The 15,956-nt window shown below is 69.9% G+C and carries 13 protein-coding genes and 1 tRNA gene; 6 read left to right on the forward strand and 8 right to left on the reverse strand.

Annotation, left to right across the window (positions count from 1 at the left end; translation table 11 throughout):
- Positions 1 to 22: 22 nt before the first annotated feature.
- The 4 genes from DT019_RS22155 to DT019_RS22170 all read right to left on the reverse strand — a co-directional run bounded on the left by DT019_RS22155 (position 23) and on the right by DT019_RS22170 (position 4,539).
- Positions 23 to 1,489 (reverse strand): DUF2252 domain-containing protein, encoded by a 1,467-nt coding sequence (locus tag DT019_RS22155; RefSeq protein ID WP_114038629.1) that lies wholly within the window; start codon positions 1,487 to 1,489, stop codon positions 23 to 25.
- Between the two features lie 247 nt (positions 1,490 to 1,736).
- Positions 1,737 to 2,396 (reverse strand): response regulator transcription factor, encoded by a 660-nt coding sequence (locus DT019_RS22160; protein ID WP_114038630.1) that lies wholly within the window; start codon positions 2,394 to 2,396, stop codon positions 1,737 to 1,739.
- Positions 2,397 to 2,474: 78 nt separating this feature from the next.
- The gene (locus DT019_RS22165) at positions 2,475 to 4,169 is read right to left on the reverse strand and encodes a sensor histidine kinase (RefSeq protein WP_223279708.1); all 1,695 of its coding nucleotides are present in this window, start codon (positions 4,167 to 4,169) and stop codon (positions 2,475 to 2,477) included.
- A 287-nt stretch (positions 4,170 to 4,456) separates the two neighbouring features.
- A tRNA-Leu gene (locus tag DT019_RS22170) sits at positions 4,457 to 4,539 on the reverse strand.
- A gap of 378 nt (positions 4,540 to 4,917) precedes the next feature.
- Between DT019_RS22170 and DT019_RS22175 the strand changes: the two genes are divergently transcribed.
- The 6 genes from DT019_RS22175 to pknB all read left to right on the forward strand — a co-directional run bounded on the left by DT019_RS22175 (position 4,918) and on the right by pknB (position 13,041).
- Entirely contained in the window at positions 4,918 to 5,781 is an 864-nt protein-coding gene (locus tag DT019_RS22175) for an FhaA domain-containing protein (RefSeq protein WP_114038631.1), read from the forward strand.
- A gap of 10 nt (positions 5,782 to 5,791) precedes the next feature.
- Positions 5,792 to 6,328: an FHA domain-containing protein gene (locus tag DT019_RS22180; protein ID WP_114038632.1), complete on the forward strand. Its 537-nt coding sequence runs from the start codon at positions 5,792 to 5,794 to the stop codon at positions 6,326 to 6,328.
- A gap of 129 nt (positions 6,329 to 6,457) precedes the next feature.
- Entirely contained in the window at positions 6,458 to 7,939 is a 1,482-nt protein-coding gene (locus DT019_RS22185; protein WP_223279709.1) for a Stp1/IreP family PP2C-type Ser/Thr phosphatase, read from the forward strand.
- Between the two features lie 26 nt (positions 7,940 to 7,965).
- Positions 7,966 to 9,387: an FtsW/RodA/SpoVE family cell cycle protein gene (locus tag DT019_RS22190; protein ID WP_114038634.1), complete on the forward strand. Its 1,422-nt coding sequence runs from the start codon at positions 7,966 to 7,968 to the stop codon at positions 9,385 to 9,387.
- Complete coding sequence (locus tag DT019_RS22195; RefSeq protein WP_114038635.1) at positions 9,384 to 10,853, forward strand: penicillin-binding transpeptidase domain-containing protein; 1,470 nt, start codon at positions 9,384 to 9,386, stop codon at positions 10,851 to 10,853. The genes DT019_RS22190 and DT019_RS22195 overlap by 4 nt, the downstream gene beginning before the upstream one ends.
- A 187-nt stretch (positions 10,854 to 11,040) precedes the next feature.
- Positions 11,041 to 13,041 (forward strand): Stk1 family PASTA domain-containing Ser/Thr kinase, encoded by a 2,001-nt coding sequence (gene pknB, locus DT019_RS22200; RefSeq protein ID WP_114038636.1) that lies wholly within the window; start codon positions 11,041 to 11,043, stop codon positions 13,039 to 13,041.
- Between the two features lie 102 nt (positions 13,042 to 13,143).
- On the opposite strand, the gene DT019_RS22205 is transcribed toward pknB, so the two are convergent.
- The 4 genes from DT019_RS22205 to DT019_RS22220 are packed head-to-tail and all read right to left on the reverse strand — an operon-like array spanning position 13,144 to position 15,954.
- On the reverse strand, positions 13,144 to 13,914 hold the full coding sequence (locus DT019_RS22205; RefSeq protein ID WP_114038637.1) for a class E sortase: 771 nt from the start codon (positions 13,912 to 13,914) through the stop codon (positions 13,144 to 13,146).
- Positions 13,911 to 15,143 carry a class E sortase gene (locus DT019_RS22210; protein WP_223279711.1) on the reverse strand — a complete coding sequence of 411 codons (1,233 nt, stop codon included), beginning with the start codon at positions 15,141 to 15,143 and terminating at the stop codon, positions 13,911 to 13,913. The genes DT019_RS22205 and DT019_RS22210 overlap by 4 nt, the downstream gene beginning before the upstream one ends.
- Complete coding sequence (locus tag DT019_RS22215) at positions 15,140 to 15,778, reverse strand: aminodeoxychorismate/anthranilate synthase component II (RefSeq protein WP_114038639.1); 639 nt, start codon at positions 15,776 to 15,778, stop codon at positions 15,140 to 15,142. The genes DT019_RS22210 and DT019_RS22215 overlap by 4 nt, the downstream gene beginning before the upstream one ends.
- Positions 15,775 to 15,954 (reverse strand): hypothetical protein, encoded by a 180-nt coding sequence (locus tag DT019_RS22220; protein WP_114038640.1) that lies wholly within the window; start codon positions 15,952 to 15,954, stop codon positions 15,775 to 15,777. The genes DT019_RS22215 and DT019_RS22220 overlap by 4 nt, the downstream gene beginning before the upstream one ends.
- Positions 15,955 to 15,956 lie beyond the last annotated feature (2 nt).

Below are 15,956 nucleotides of genomic sequence, written 5' to 3' on the forward strand. Positions count from 1 at the left end.
ACCCCCGCCCCACCCTCCCCCTCTACACCCCCAGCTCCGCCGCGATGCGGCCGTCGCGCACGGCGGCGGACAGGATCGCGTGGTCGGCCTCCATGCGGTCGGCGTACGTCACCGCGAAGGCGGCCACCGCCTCGTCGAGCTCTTCGTTCTTTCCGCAGTACCCGGCCATCAGGCGCGGGTCGACGCTGTGGGCATGGGCCCGGGCGAGCAGCGCGCCCGTCATGCGCCCGTAGTCGTCGAGCTGGCCGGGGGCGAGCGCGGCGGGGTCCACGCTGCCCTTGCGGTTCCTGAACTGCCGCACCTGGAACGGTCGTCCATCTACGGTCGTCCAGCCGAGCAGGATGTCGCTGACCACCTGCATCCGCTTCTGCCCGAGCACCACACGGCGTCCTTCGTGCCCGGGTTCTGGCGCCTTGAACCCGGCCTTGAGCAGGTGCGGCAGCAGCGCCGACGCTCTGGCCTCCTTGACCTGGAGCACGAGCGGCTCGCCCCGGTGGTCCAGGAGCAGCACCACGTACGACCGTGTTCCGACGCTTCCCGTGCCGACCACCCGGAAGGCCACGTCGTGGATCGCGTACCGGGCGAGCAGCGGCAGCCGGTCTTCGGACAGGGTGTGCAGGTACTGCTCCAGGGAGGCCGCCACGGCGGCGGCCTCGGCGTCGGTCACGCGGCGCAGCACCGGCAGCGCGTCGACGAAGCGTCGGCTGCCGTCCTCGCCCTGCTCGGTCGCCTTCGCGGCGAAGCGCGCGCTGGTGTTGTTGCGCGCCTTCTCCGAGACCCGCTCCAGGGTGCCGAGAAGATCGTGGGCGTCGGCGTGGGAGACGAGTGCTTCGTCGGCTATCGCGTTCCAGGCGTCGAGGACCGGCAGTTTCGCCAGCAGGCGCATGGTGCGGCGGTAGGCGCCGACCGCGTCGAACGCCGCTGCCCGGCAGGTGTGTTCGTCGGCGCCCGCCTCCCGTCCGGCCAGGACCAGCGAGGTGGCTAGCCGCTTCACGTCCCATTCCCAGGGTCCGGTGAGGGTCTCGTCGAAGTCGTTGAGGTCGATGACGAGGCTGCCGCGCGCGTCGCCGTACAGGCCGAAGTTGGCAGCGTGCGCGTCACCGCATATCTGCGCGGCGATGCCGGTGACGGGTGTGCCGACCAGGTCGTGTGCCATCAGTCCTGCGGACCCGCGCAGGAACGCGAAGGGGCCGGCGGCCATGCGGCCCACCCGTATCGGGGCGAGCTCGGGTACGCGGCCGATGTTGGATTCCTCCACCGCGCGGACGGCGTCCGGGCGGTCGGCGGTGAGCACCAGGGAGTCGTGCGAGGCGCGCGGGAGCCGGGCGCGCAGCGCCTTTCCCTGGGCCTTGGGTGACCCCGGGGCCCGGTTGGGTCCCGTTCCCGCTGTGTGCGGGCGGACGGCGAATCCGGGGACGTGGGGGATCCGTCCCCGCCCGTCCTCCGCTCCGGTCCGCTGTGCCGGAACCACCGTGTCGACCTCGCCCATGGCGTGCCGCCTCCCCCGTCTCGTGCGACGTCCTCGTCCAGCGCTCTCGTACGACGTCAAGAGCTCAACTGCCCCTGACGGTACAGGCGCTGGCGGAAAGCCGTCTCCCCCTGTGGATAACTCTGCGGCGGCTCTGAATCAGCAGGCCGGAACGGCTGCTGGGGGTGGGCGGTGTTTCACGTGAAACACCGCCGGCCGCCACCGGGACGGCGCGGACGGGCTCGCCCGCCACACCGGCCGGGCGTCCCTACAACCCCGCGTCCCGCGCCAGCAGTGCCGCCTGGACCCGGTTCTCGCAGTCCAGCTTCGCCAGGATTCTGCTGACGTAGGTCTTCACGGTGGCCTCGCTCATGTGGAGCCGCTTTCCGGCGTCCGCGTTCGAGAGTCCTTCGCCGAGCAGCGCCAGGACGTCCCGCTCGCGTTCGGACAGCACGCCGACCCGGCGCCGGGCTTCTTCGGCGCGGGCCGCGGCACGGCCCGTCGCGAGCTGGTCGACGACGTGCCGGGTGGCCGCGGGCGAGAGGTAGGCGTCACCGGCCGCGGCGGCGCGTACGGCACGGATCAGTTCGGCGGGTGCGGTGTCCTTGAGCAGGAATCCGGCGCCGCCGTGCTCCAGGGCGCGCAGGACGTTCTCCCGCTCCCCGAACGTCGTGAGGATGATCACTCGCGCGCCCGGTACGGTCCGGCGCAGCTCGGCCAGGGCGCTCAGCCCGTCCATCTCAGGCATCTGGATGTCGAGCAGCACGACGTCCACGGCGTGGGAGCGGGCGAGTTCGACGGCTTCGCGGCCGTTGGTGGCCTCCGCGACGACGTCGATTGCCGTGTCCGAGGTGAGGATCATGCGGATCCCGGCCCGGATGAGGGGTTCGTCGTCGGCGATCACGACCCTGATGCGTGGTCCCGTCACACCCAAGTCCTGTCCCGATCCTGTCCTGTGTGCCGTCGCACGGCCCCGGAGCGGGCCGGGGGCCCGCCGGTGTCGCCGCTAGCGCGCCACTTCGTACGACTTCTTCTCGATCAGCTTGCCGTCCTTGAAGCAGAACCGGAACACCGGCTCGGTCTCCAGGCTGTCGCCGGTCTCGGAGGACATCAGGACCAGGCACTGGGAGGCCTCTGGTGCGGCGGGGCCCTTTCCGGCGAGTCCGGAGGTCAGCACGGTGTCGCCGCTCGGCAGCGCGTCGCGGACCTCCGCCTCGGACGCTCCGACCTTGATCCTTTCGTACTGCGACGGGTCGATCATGCCCTTCTCGGCCGATCCGGCGAGGAAGAACAGTCCGACTCCGGCCGCGATGGCGAGCAGCACCAGCGCCCCCACGGCGATTCCGCATCCCAGCGCGACGCCCCCGGCCCTGTTCCTGCCGCTCATGCCCAGCTCCTTCTCCGCGATGTTCCAGTCCATGACCGGACCACCGTCGCCGAGGGGCGGGGCGGGTGACTGCTGCCGGAAGTCGTCGGGGGCGTCGACGAACGTCGCGGCTTCGGCGGCCCCGTACGGCAGGACGCCCGCCACCCGGAAGCCGCCGTCGTCGGTGGGGCCGGTGTGCACCATGCCGCCGACGAGCCGGGCCCGCTCGTGCAGTCCGGTGAGGCCCTGGCCTCCGCTGACCACTTCACCGGCTTGGTCCGCGGCAGTGCGGTCGACGACGCCGTTGACGACCTCGACGACGAACGAGTCGGGTTCGTAGCGCAGTTCCACGGTGATCGGGGCGCCCGGTGCGTGCTTGTAGGCGTTGGTCAGGGCTTCCTGGACGATCCGGTACGCCGCGTGATCGGCGGCGGCGGCCAGCGGCCGGGGTTCGCCGCCGGCCCGCAGTTCCACGGTGTTCCCGGCGGCCCGTGCGGCGGTCACGAGTTCCTGGATCCCGGCGGTGCCCCGGGCGGCGGGCTGGGCCGCGTCGGGCGCCCCGGGGGCTTCCACGCCGTCCCGCAGGATGCCGACGACCTCGCGCAGTTCGTGCATGGCGGCGACGGAGGCCTGTCGCAGCACGCCGACGGCCTCGCGCTGGCGACCGGTCAGTTCGGGGTCGACCTCCAGGGCGCCGGTGTGCACGGAGATGAGGGCGAGCTGGTGGCCGAGGCTGTCGTGCATGTCCTGGGCGATGCGCTGGCGCTCGCGCAGGCGGGCCTGGCCCGCGACCATGGCGCGTTCGCGGAGCAGCTGGGCGTTGTGTTCCTGCATGGCGCGCAGCAGGGTGCGCCGCTGCGACCAGTACCGGCTGGTGAGGCCGGGTACGACGGCTACGGCGAGGAAGAACAGGGTGCTGAAGACGCCCATGAGGACGGGCTGTGCGATGGGCCACAGCGTGATGACGCCGAGCACCTGGTAGATGACGAAGGCGGCCGTGAAGGCGGCCAGGGCCCGTCCCGCGCCGAGGATGTGGCGCCCCGCCGACCAGGCGGCGACCATCAGGAGCGGGGCGGCCTCGCCCGCCGTCATGGCCAGGGCCGCGGCGCCGAGCAGCACGCTCGCGGGCAGGGAGCGGCGCAGCAGGGACAGGGCGACGACGGCGACGGTGACGGCCGCGGCGCGCAGGGGCCCGCCGACGAGCAGCCCCGTGCCGCCCGTCATGAGGGCCAGGACGAACGCGAGCGCGGCCTCGCCGCCGACGCGGCGCCGCGACCAGGGTTCGGGCCCCTTCAGCAGGCGCCATCCGCTGCGGGCCCTCGATGACACATCCACGCCCGCACCCTAGGCAGTGCTCCCCCGGCCGGGCGGCTCTCTTTCGTCGTGCCTCGCCGCGACAAAAGTCGTGCGGCCCCCTGCCGGGTGCGCGGGCAGGGGTTTGCGCGGCGCGGGACGCGACATATGACACAGGGGAGGAGAACGCCCGGGAGAGCAGCTGGGGAAGGGACACGGCGTGGAGCAGCGCAGACGTGACGCGGGGCGTGCGGGTCCGTGCTGCGCGGGGAGTGTGGACCTACGAAGGAAGCCCCGCAGATCCGGGGATCTGCGGGGCTTCCGACTTGTGCGCGAGGGGGGATTTGAACCCCCACGTCCCGAAGGACACTGGCACCTGAAGCCAGCGCGTCTGCCGTTCCGCCACTCGCGCAAGAGTGGTGTGCTGGGCTCTCTCACTTTTCGGTGCGATTGCCTGGCGACGTCGAGAAGATTAGCACGCTGCGCAGGGTGGATTCACATCCGTTGTTTGGGGCGACCCTGGTGGGGAGGAGCAGATCAGGAAAGAGGCAACCCCCGGCGCCGTTACCCGCTCCTCCTGAGTGCACCCAGGGTGCGGGACACTGTCGGGATGCCACCTCTACGATCCGTACGAGAGGTGCGTGTGAGAGGTGACACTCGTCCACAGGGCACAGAAGGGGAACCAGCCGATTTCCCGACGCGTGGATACGATCAGTAAGCAGTACCAAGAGAGCGACCCAGAGCAGAACCGGCAGCAACACCAGGACGGCAACGACGGAGGAGGTGCCCCATGGGAGTCCTGAAGCGTTTCGAGCAGCGTCTCGAAGGCCTGGTCAACGGCACCTTCGCGAAGGTCTTCAAGTCCGAGGTCCAGCCGGTCGAGATCGCCGGCGCGCTCCAGCGTGAGTGCGACAACAACGCATCGATCTGGAACAGGGACCGCACGGTCGTCCCCAATGACTTCATCGTCGAGCTGAGCGCCCCGGACTTCGAGCGGCTCAGCCCGTACTCGGGCCAGCTCGGCGACGAGCTCTCCGGCCTGGTGCGCGACTACGCGAAGCAGCAGCGCTACACCTTCATGGGCCCGATCAAGGTGCACCTGGAGAAGGCCGAGGACCTCGACACCGGTCTGTACCGGGTGCGCAGCCGCACGCTCGCGTCCAGCACCGACCAGCAGGGCCAGGGACCCCAGGGCCCCGGCCCCGGTGCTCCGCAGCGCCCGGCACCCGCGGCCCCCCAGGGCGGCCGCGGTGGCTACGGCTATCCGCCGGCCGCGGCTCCGCCCATGCCCGCAGCGCCGCCTCCGGGCCGCCCCAACGGTTCGCCCGCCGACCGCCGTCCGGCGCCGGGGCCGATGCCGGGCGGGCACGGCCAGGTGCGACGCTGGATCGAGATCAATGGCACCCGCCACCAGATCTCCCGCCCGACGCTGGTCCTTGGCCGCAGCACCGATGCGGACGTGAGGATCGACGATCCCGGCGTTTCGCGCAGGCACTGTGAGATCCGGACCGGAACGCCCCCGACGATCCAGGATCTCGGGTCCACCAACGGGATCGTGGTGGACGGGCAGCACACCACCCGCGCTACGCTCCGCGACGGCTCGCGGATCGTCGTGGGCAGCACCACCATCGTTTACCGGCAAGCCGAAGGGTGAAGCGGGGGCAATGTCAGAGCTGACCCTCACGGTCATGCGGTTGGGTTTCCTCGCCGTACTGTGGCTGTTCGTCATCGTGGCCGTTCAGGTCATTCGCAGCGACCTGTTCGGCACGCGCGTCACCCAGCGCGGTTCGCGCCGGGGCAATGACGCGAACCGGCAGCAGCAGACCGGCCGCCAGGCCGCGGCCGCGGCCGCGCCGCCGCCCCAGCGCGGCCAGCAGCAGAGCGGCGGCGGGCGGCAGCGCCGCGGCGCCCCGACCAAGCTGGTCGTGTCCGAGGGCACCCTCACCGGCACCACGGTCGCGCTGCAGGGCCAGACCATCACGCTGGGCCGGGCGCACGATTCGACGATCGTCCTGGACGACGACTACGCGTCGAGCCGCCATGCCAGGATCTACCCGGACCGGGACGGCAATTGGATCGTCGAGGATCTCGGGTCCACCAACGGCACCTATCTGGACCGGACCCGGCTCACCACCCCGACCCCGATTCCGCTGGGCGCGCCGATCCGCATCGGCAAGACCGTCATCGAGCTGCGGAAGTAGTACGACAATGAGCGAGCGGAGCGAGCGAGCCGCGGCGGTCCTCAGGGACCGGGACGGGCTCCCGACCGGAGGGTGGGCAGTGTGGCTCGACATGACCGGCTGTACCCCGAGCCGACAGGCGAGGTGCGCATGAGTCTCTCCCTGCGTTTCGCCGCCGGATCGCACAAGGGCATGATCCGCGAGGGGAACGAGGACTCCGGTTACGCCGGTCCCCGTCTCCTCGCCATCGCCGACGGCATGGGCGGTCAGGCCGCCGGTGAGGTCGCCTCGTCCGAGGTGATCTCCACGCTGGTCACGCTCGACGACGACGTACCCGGCTCGGACATCCTCACCTCGCTGGGCACCGCCGTGCAGCGGGCCAACGACCAGCTGCGCATGATGGTCGAGGAGGACCCCCAGCTGGAGGGGATGGGCACCACGCTCACCGCTCTGCTGTGGACGGGTCAGCGCCTGGGCCTGGTGCATGTCGGCGACTCGCGCGCCTATCTGCTGCGCGACGGCGTCCTCACCCAGATCACCCAGGACCACACGTGGGTGCAGCGGCTGGTCGACGAGGGCCGCATCACCGAGGAAGAGGCCACCACCCACCCGCAGCGCTCGCTCCTGATGCGGGCGCTGGGCAGCGGTGACCACGTCGAGCCGGATCTGTCGATCCGCGAAGTGCGGGCCGGCGACCGGTACTTGATCTGCTCCGACGGCCTGTCGGGGGTGGTCTCCCACCAGACGATGGAGGAGACCCTCGCCAGCTATCAGGGTCCGCAGGAGACCGTGCAGGAGCTGATCCAGCTCGCGCTGCGCGGCGGCGGCCCCGACAACATCACGGTGATCATCGCCGATGTGCTCGACGTCGACGCCGGGGACACCCTGGCGGGGCAGCTCAACGACACCCCGGTGATCGTCGGCGCGGTCGCCGAGAACCAGCTCCAGCTGAATGACGGCGGCGCCATGCAGACGCCGGCGGGCCGCGCCTCCGGGCTCGGCCGTCCCGCTCCCTCGCCCCCGGGAGGCGGCTTCGGCCCGCCCGGCAGCGGTGAGGACGGCGGTTACGGCAATCCTCCCGAGGGCACCTTCGGCTCGTACACGGACGAGGACTTCGTGAAGCCGCGCCGGCGCGGCCGCGGCCGGTGGATCCGCAGGTCGATCTACATCGTGCTGGCCCTGGCGGTCGTCGGCGGCGGTCTGTACGGCGGCTACCGCTGGACGCAGACGCAGTACTTCATCGGCACCAACAACGACGGCACGCCGCACGTGGCGCTGTACCGGGGCATCAGCCAGGACCTGGCGTGGGTGAAGCTCTCCAAGGTGGAGACCGACTACCCGAAGATCGAACTCAAGTACCTCCCGCAGTACCAGCGCAACCAGATCGATTCGACGATCGCCGCGAGCAGCCTCGACAAGGCGCAGGCCAAGATCCAGGAGTTCGCGACGCAGGCGTCCGCCTGCCAGAAGGAGGAGGAGCGTCGCGCCGCGGAGAGCAACAACTCCGTGAAGCCCGGCACGGGCGCCACCAGCGCCCCGTCCAACAAGACCACCACCACCGCATCTCCCACACCCGGCCCCAGCCTCTCGGAGGACGAGCAGAAGCTGGTCTCGCAGTGCGGTAAGCAGTAGGCAGCCGTAGGGGGCCTTTCCACACCATGAGCGTTGTCACCAACACGACCACCATTGGCGCGATCGAAGCACCGAGCCGCCGCAACACCGAGCTGGCCCTGCTGATCTTCGCCGTGGCCATCCCGGTGTTCGCGTACGCCAACGTGGGGCTTGCCATGACCGGCAAGCTTCCCTCCGGCATGCTCGGATACGGTCTGGGCCTGGGCCTGATGGCGGGTGTGGCGCACTTGGTGGTGCGTAAGTTCGCCAAGTACGCCGATCCCCTGCTGCTGCCACTCGCGACGCTGCTCAACGGGCTCGGCCTGGTGCTGATCTGGCGGCTGGACCAGTCGCCGCGGCTGATCCAGCGGGCGAAGAGCGCATGGGGCAAGTTCTCCCCCGACGCTCCTCACCAGCTGCTGTTCACCGCGATCGGGGTGGCGCTGTTCATCGGTGTACTGCTGCTGCTCAGGGACCACCGCATCCTGCAGCGCTACACGTACATCTCGATGGCGGTGGCACTGTTCCTGCTGGTCATCCCGATGTTCTTCCCGGCCGTCAACGGCGCGAAGATCTGGATCTCGATCCCCGGCCTGGGCACCATCCAGCCCGGCGAGTTCGCGAAGATCATCATCGCGATCTTCTTCTCCGGCTACCTGATGGTGAAGCGCGACGCGCTCGCACTGGCCAGCCGGCGCTTCATGGGTCTCTACCTGCCGCGCGGCCGCGACCTCGGGCCGATCCTGGTCATCTGGGCGCTGTCGATCCTGATCCTCGTCTTCGAGACCGACCTCGGCACCTCGCTGCTGTTCTTCGGCCTGTTCGTCGTCATGCTGTACGTCGCCACCGAGCGCACCAGCTGGATCGTGTTCGGTCTGCTGATGTCGGCGGTCGGCGCGGTCGGTGTGGCCTCGTTCGAGCGCCACGTCCAGTCGCGTGTGAACGCCTGGCTGGACCCGTTCGCCTGCTACACGTCCGACAAGAGCGGTGCCTGTGAGCAGATCGGCCAGGCCATCATGTCGTTCGGCTCCGGCGGCACGCTGGGCACCGGGCTCGGCCAGGGCAACTCCGACCTCATCGGCTTCGCCGCCAACGCCGACTTCATCCTCTCCACCGTCGGTGAGGAGCTGGGCCTGGCCGGAATGATGGCGCTGCTGCTCCTGTACGGCCTGATCGTGGAGCGCGGTGTGCGCACCGCGCTCGCCGCCCGCGACCCGTTCGGCAAGCTCCTCGCGATCGGCCTGTCCGGCGCCTTCGCGCTCCAGGTGTTCGTCGTCGCCGGCGGTGTGATGGGCCTCATCCCGCTGACCGGTATGACGATGCCGTTCCTCGCCCAGGGCGGTTCCTCCGTCATCGCCAACTGGGCCCTGATCGGGATCCTGATCCGGATCAGCGACACCGCGCGCCGTCCCGCACCGGCCCCCGCCCCGTCCCCCGACGCCGAGATGACCCAGGTGGTCCGACCGTGAACAAGCCCCTGCGCCGGATCGCGATCTTCTGCGGTCTGCTCATCCTGTCGCTGATGATCCGCGACAACTGGCTGCAGTACGTGCGGGCCGACGAGCTGAACACGAACGAGCACAACCGCCGCGTCCAGATCGAGCGCTTCGCCCATGAGCGCGGCAACATCATCACGGCCGACGGCCAGACGATCACCGGCTCGACGGAGACGACCGGCAACGACTTCAAGTACAAGCGGGTCTGGAAGGACGGCCCCATGTGGTCGCCGGTCACCGGGTACGACTCGCAGGCGTTCGGCGCCACCCAGCTGGAGAACCTGGAGGACGGCATCCTCTCCGGCACCGACAACCGGCTCTTCTTCGACCGGACCATGTCGATGTTCACCGGGGACAAGAAGAAGGGTGGCAATGTCATCACCACCCTGAACAGCAAGGCCCAGAAGGCCGCCTTCGAAGGGCTGGGCGACAAGAAGGGCGCCGTCGCCGCCATCGACCCGCGCACCGGTGCGATCCTGGCGCTCGCCTCCACGCCGTCCTACGACCCGTCCACGTTCGCGGGCAACAGCAAGAAGGACTCCGAGGCCTACAACGCCCTGCAGAAGAAGGCCGACCCGAACGACCCGATGCTGAACCGGGCCCTGCGCCAGACGTACCCGCCGGGCTCCACCTTCAAGGTGGTCACCGCCGCGGCCGCTCTGGAGAACGGCCTGTACTCAGGGATCGACGACCCGACGAAGTCGCCGGTGCCGTACATCCTGCCGGACACCGCCCACCAACCGCTGAACAACGAAGGCAACATCCCCTGTGAGAACGCCACGCTGAAGGTGGCGCTCCAGTACTCCTGCAACACCGTCTTCGGCAAGATCAGCGCCGACCTGGGCAACGACAAGATGAAGGCCGAGGCCGAGAAGTTCGGCTTCAACAAGGAAATCTTCAACCCGGTCCGCACGGACGCCAGCGTCTTCCCCAAGGACAACCGTCCGCAGAACGCCATGGCGGGCATCGGACAGGCCTCCAACCGCGCCACCCCGCTCCAGATGGCCATGGTCGCCGCCGCCGTCGCCAATGACGGCAAGCTGATGAAGCCGTACATGGTCGACCAGCTCCAGACTCCGAACGTGGATGTGCTCTCCAAGACCCAGCCGGAGCAGATGAGCCAGCCCATGTCGGCCGCCACGGCGCAGAAGGTCCAGAAGATGATGGAGTTCGTGGTCACCGACGGCACCGGCAAGGCGGGGCAGATCGACGGGGTCACCGTCGGCGGCAAGACCGGTACCGCCCAGCACGGCGTCGACAACAGCGGCAACCCCTACGCCTGGTTCATCTCCTACGCCAAGAGCGGCGACGGTTCGCCGGTCGCGGTCGCCGTGGTGATCGAAGGCTCCGACACGACCCGTGACGACATCGCGGGCGGCAAGCTGGCGGCCCCCATCGCGAAGAACGTGATGAAGGCGGTGCTCGACAGCAAGAAGTGACCCGGGCCGTTTCACGTGAAACATCGCTCGTTTCACGTGAAACATCACACGCGCCCTGTACCGGTCCGGTATCAGGTGGCGGTCGCGGGCTGATCGGCTTGCGGTGCCCGGTAGCGTATGCGCGAACAGCACACCGCCGGACCACCCATGGGTACGGTCGGGACAGACGGAGAGGGCTGGATTAGCTATGGAAGAGCCGCGTCGCCTCGGCGGCCGGTACGAGCTGGGCCAGGTGCTCGGCCGTGGTGGCATGGCGGAGGTCTACCTCGCGCACGACACCCGGCTCGGCCGCACCGTCGCCGTGAAGACGCTGCGGGCCGACCTCGCCCGCGACCCGTCCTTCCAGGCCCGGTTCCGCCGTGAGGCCCAGTCGGCCGCCTCGCTCAACCACCCGGCGATCGTCGCTGTCTACGACACCGGCGAGGACTACGTCGACAACGTCTCCATCCCGTACATCGTGATGGAGTACGTCGACGGGTCGACCCTGCGGGAGCTGCTGCACTCCGGGCGCAAGCTGCTGCCCGAGCGCACCCTGGAAATGACCATCGGCATCCTCCAGGCCCTCGAGTACTCGCACCGCAACGGAATCGTCCACCGCGACATCAAGCCGGCGAACGTCATGCTGACGCGCACCGGCCAGGTCAAGGTCATGGACTTCGGCATCGCCCGCGCCATGGGCGACTCCGGCATGACGATGACGCAGACCGCCGCCGTGATCGGCACCGCCCAGTACCTCTCCCCGGAGCAGGCCAAGGGCGAGCAGGTCGACGCGCGCAGCGACCTGTACTCGACGGGCTGCCTGCTGTACGAGCTGCTCACCGTGCGGCCCCCCTTCGTCGGGGACTCCCCGGTCGCCGTGGCCTACCAGCACGTGCGCGAGGAGCCCCAGCCTCCCTCGAACTTCGACGCCGAGATCACGCCCGAGATGGACGCCATCGTCCTCAAGGCACTGGTCAAGGACCCGGACTACCGCTACCAGTCGGCGGACGAGATGCGCGCCGACATCGAGGCCTACCTCGACGGCCAGCCCGTCGCCGCGACCGCCGCCCTGGGCGCGGTCGGCTACGGCAATGGGTACGACGGCTACAACAACGGCTACGGCAACGACCAGCCGACGACCGCGCTGCGCCAGGCCGACCCGGGTGCGGGCCAGACCTCCATGCTGCCCCCGGTCAATCCGGACGACGGTGGCTACGGCTACGACGACCGACCGGCCCGGCGCCGTCAGAAGAAGTCGCACACCTCGACGGTCCTGCTGATCCTGGCGGGCGTTCTGGTGCTGGTCGGCGCGATCCTGATCGGCAAGTCCGTCTTCAGCGGCGGCGCCGACAGCACCACGGTGGGCGTTCCCAACCTCGTGGGCAGCAGTCAGGGCGACGCGGAGAAGATGGCGACGAACGCCGGCGTCAAGATGGCCGTGTCCAAGAACGAGCCGTGCGCGGACCAGCCCAAGGGCAACATCTGCAGCCAGAGCCCGGCCAGCGGCAACATGAAGAAGGGCGAGACCGTCTCGGTCACCGTCTCCACGGGCGCCCCCAAGATCGAGGTTCCGGACGTCACGCAGAAGGACAAGGACAGCGCGACGCAGCTGCTCCAGAGCAAGGGCTTCCAGGTGAAGACCAAGGAGGCCGAGTCCAGCTCGACGCCGGGCACGGTCGACGCCCAGGACCCGCAGGGCGGTTCCCAGGCGGAGAAGAACTCGACGGTCACGCTCACGATCGCCAAGAAGCAGACGACCAAGCTGCCCGACGTGACGGGTTCGGACTACAACGCCGCGGTACAGCAGCTCAGCACTCTCGGCTTCACGAACGTGTCCCGTCAGGACGTCGACTCCGCCGACAAGCCGCTCAACCAGGTCGTCTCGATGACCCCGAGCGGCAACACCAACCAGTCCAAGGACGTCCAGATCGTCCTCAAGGTCTCCAAGGGCCAGCAGCAGACCCCGAACCCGCCGCCCGGCCAGGTGGCGATCCCGCAGGGTCTGATCGGCCAGACGGTCAAGAAGGCGGAGCAGGCACTGAACGACGCGGGCTTCAGCAACATCCAGTTCGCGCCGGGCAGTTCGGACGACGAGAAGGCGCGCGTCACGTTCGTCACCCCGGGTCCGGGCACCATGGCCGACCCGAACCAGCCGGTCACGCTGGCCACCATCGGCGGCGGCGGGGGCAACAACTTCCCGTTCGGCTGACGGGCCGGCGGGCCGCCGAGCCCGCCAGGCCCCCGCACAGCACCGAGCCCCGGCTCCCACACAGGGAGCCGGGGCTCAGTCGCGTACGGGCAACTGCGGCGATCAGCCGCGCAGTTCGGCCGGCGGGGTGCGCCTGGTGTCGACCTTCTCGGTGCGCACCAGCTCGCCCCACACGATGTAGCGGTACTTCGAGGTGTAGACCGGGGTGCAGGTCGTCAGGGTGATGTACTGGCCGGGCTTCTTGGCGCCGGACTCCTTCGGGACCGGCTGCAACACGTCGACGTTGTACTTCGACGTCTCGGTCAGCTCCGCGAACACCTTGTAGACGTACCAGGTGTCCTTGGTCTCGAAGACCACCGGATCGCCGGTCTTCACCTTGTCGATGTTGTGGAACTTGGCGCCGTGGCCGTCCCGGTGGGCGGCGAGCGTGAAGTTGCCGTTCTTGCCCGCGCCGGGCAGCGTCGCCTTGACCGGGTCCGTGTAGTAGCCGGCCACACCGCCGTTGAGGACGTCGGTGTCGGTGCCCTCCTTGACGAGCACCTCGCCGTTCTTCATCGAGGGCACGTGCAGGAAGCCGATGCCGCCCTTGGTGTCGAGCGCGCCGGGCCCGGTGGAGGCCGCCCAGTCCCGCCGCACGCTGTCGCCCTGTGCGGACGCCTCGCGGTCGGCCATGACGTTCGTCCACCACAGGGAATAGACGACGAACAGGCCGAGCACCAGGCCAGCGGTGATGAGGAGTTCGCCGAATACGCTGATGACGCCGGCGACGGCTCCGCGGCCGCGCCGGACCGGAGCAGGTCCGGGCGTGCCGGTCCGCTCCTCGTGGTCGGTTCCTGTAGCCACCGCACCCGCCCCTGCTGTCCGTTCGGTCATTCCACGAGCGCGTCGGGCTTGCCCTTGCTGCGCGGTCGGTCGTCGACCATCTTGCCCCACACGATCAGCCGGTAGGTACTCGTGAATTCAGGTGTGCACGTCGTCAGCGTCAGATAGCGGCCGGGCTTGGTGAATCCGGATCCGGCGGGGATCGGCTTGAGCACCGCGACGTTCGCGGGCGAGGTCTGCGGCAGCTCGCTGGTGATCTCGTACGTGTAGTACGCGTCCTGCGTCTCGACGACGACCTTGTCGCCCGCCTTCAGCCGGTTGATGTACCGGAAGGGCTCGCCGTGGGTGTTGCGGTGGGCGGCGACCGCGAAGTTACCGGTCGCGTCGGAGGGCATCGCCGTCTTCAGGGCGCCCTCGTCGTAGTGCCCGATCATGCCCTTGTCGAGGACCTTCGCCTTGCTGGTGCCCTGCGCGATCGGGGCGACGACGTCCAGCTTGGGGATGTGCATGATGGCGAAGCCCTGGCCCGGCGCGAACGTGCCCGGCTTGCGGCCGTCCGCCCAGTCCTGCGCGATCTTCTTGGCCGCGCTGCCCGCCTCCTGGTGGGCGCGGACGTTCGTCCACCACAGCTGGTACGTCACGAACAGGAGCATCACCACGCCCAGCGTGATGAACGCTTCGCCCAGGACCCGGCTGGCGATCACCGCGGCGCTGTCCTTGCGCGCCTTCGCGGCCCGCCGCGCCTCGGCCCGGGTCAGCGGCCGCCCCTCCACCGCGGGGGCCGGAGCCGCGCGCCGCTTGCCCTTGGCTGCCCTGCGCCGCTCGGCCCGCCCTCCGGTGGCCGGGGGGATCGTGGAGGTCGGCAGGGCCACGGTCTCGCTGCCCGTGCCAAAGGCCGGTCCAAGGGGCGGCTCCGGTATCGCCCCGCCGCCGTGCAGCGGACCGGCGAGCGGGATCGTCGGGCCGCCGGGCAGGGTCTCGGCGCCGGGTATCGGCTCCGGGCCGGGTATGCCGGGTGCGGCGGGCGGGATCGGGGCGACGGGCTGCCCGGTCGGCTCCTGCGCGGGGTACCAGGCCTGCTCATGGGTCGCGGGGCCCTGCGCGTACCACTCCTGAGGCGCCGTCATGGGCTCGGCCAACGCCTCGGATACGGGCTCCTGTGCGGGGGCTGAGGCGTCGGGTGCCAGGTTGTCGGCCCGGAACCAGGGCGACCCGTGCCCCCCGGGTGGCAGGGGGTCCGTCAGCGGGTCGTACTCGTGCTCCGGACGCACCGAGGTCACGCCGTGGCCTTGCCCACCACCGGCGCGAGCCCCGTCGACCGCTCGACGGCCCCCGCGTCCCCGCAGTCCACCAGCCAGTTGGCCAGCATGCGGTGGCCGTGCTCGGTCAGGACCGACTCGGGGTGGAACTGGACGCCCTCGACCGGCAGTTCACGGTGGCGCAGCCCCATGATGATGCCGTCCTCGGTGCGGGCGGTGACGTCGAGCTCGCCCGGCAGGGTCGCGGGCTCGGCGGCCAGCGAGTGGTAGCGGGTCGCCGTGAAAGGAGAGGGGAGCCCCGCGAAGACGCCTGTGCCCTGGTGCAGCACCGGCGACGTCTTGCCGTGCAGCAGTTCGGGGGCCCGGCCCACGACACCGCCGTACGCGACCATCATCGACTGCATACCGAGACAGACGCCGAAGACGGGGACGCCGGTTGCGGCGCAGTGGCGCACCATGTCGACGCAGACGCCCGCCTGTTCGGGGGCGCCGGGGCCGGGGGAGAGCAGGACGCCGTCGAAGCCGTCCTGGGCGTGGTCGAGGGACACCTCGTCGTTGCGGACGACCTCGCACTCGGCGCCCAGCTGGTACAGGTACTGGACCAGGTTGAAGACGAAGCTGTCGTAGTTGTCGACCACGAGGATGCGCGCGCTCACCGGCCTGCCGCCCCCATCCCCTGGTCCACGGTCACGTCGTTGAACGGGAGCAGCGGCTCCGCCCACGGGAAGACGTACTGGAAGAGGACGTAGACGATCACGAGGACCATCGCGAGCGAGATCAACGCCCGCAGCCACGCGTTGCCCGGCAGATGCCGCCAGATCCAGCCGTACATGC

It is taken from the genome of Streptomyces sp. SDr-06 (assembly GCF_003324565.1).
Classification (GTDB): domain Bacteria; phylum Actinomycetota; class Actinomycetes; order Streptomycetales; family Streptomycetaceae; genus Streptomyces.

Bases quoted from the DNA above. Each gene is read 5' to 3' on its own strand.
- DT019_RS22180 (WP_114038632.1), top strand. From the start codon at position 5,792: ATGTCAGAGCTGACCCTCACGGTCATGCGGTTGGGTTTCCTCGCCGTA.
- DT019_RS22220 (WP_114038640.1), bottom strand. From the start codon at position 15,954: ATGTACGGCTGGATCTGGCGGCATCTGCCGGGCAACGCGTGGCTGCGG.
- pknB (WP_114038636.1), top strand. From the start codon at position 11,041: ATGGAAGAGCCGCGTCGCCTCGGCGGCCGGTACGAGCTGGGCCAGGTG.
- DT019_RS22205 (WP_114038637.1), bottom strand. From the start codon at position 13,914: ATGACCGAACGGACAGCAGGGGCGGGTGCGGTGGCTACAGGAACCGAC.
- DT019_RS22185 (WP_223279709.1), top strand. From the start codon at position 6,458: ATGAGTCTCTCCCTGCGTTTCGCCGCCGGATCGCACAAGGGCATGATC.
- DT019_RS22155 (WP_114038629.1), bottom strand. From the start codon at position 1,489: ATGGGCGAGGTCGACACGGTGGTTCCGGCACAGCGGACCGGAGCGGAG.
- DT019_RS22175 (WP_114038631.1), top strand. From the start codon at position 4,918: ATGGGAGTCCTGAAGCGTTTCGAGCAGCGTCTCGAAGGCCTGGTCAAC.
- DT019_RS22190 (WP_114038634.1), top strand. From the start codon at position 7,966: ATGAGCGTTGTCACCAACACGACCACCATTGGCGCGATCGAAGCACCG.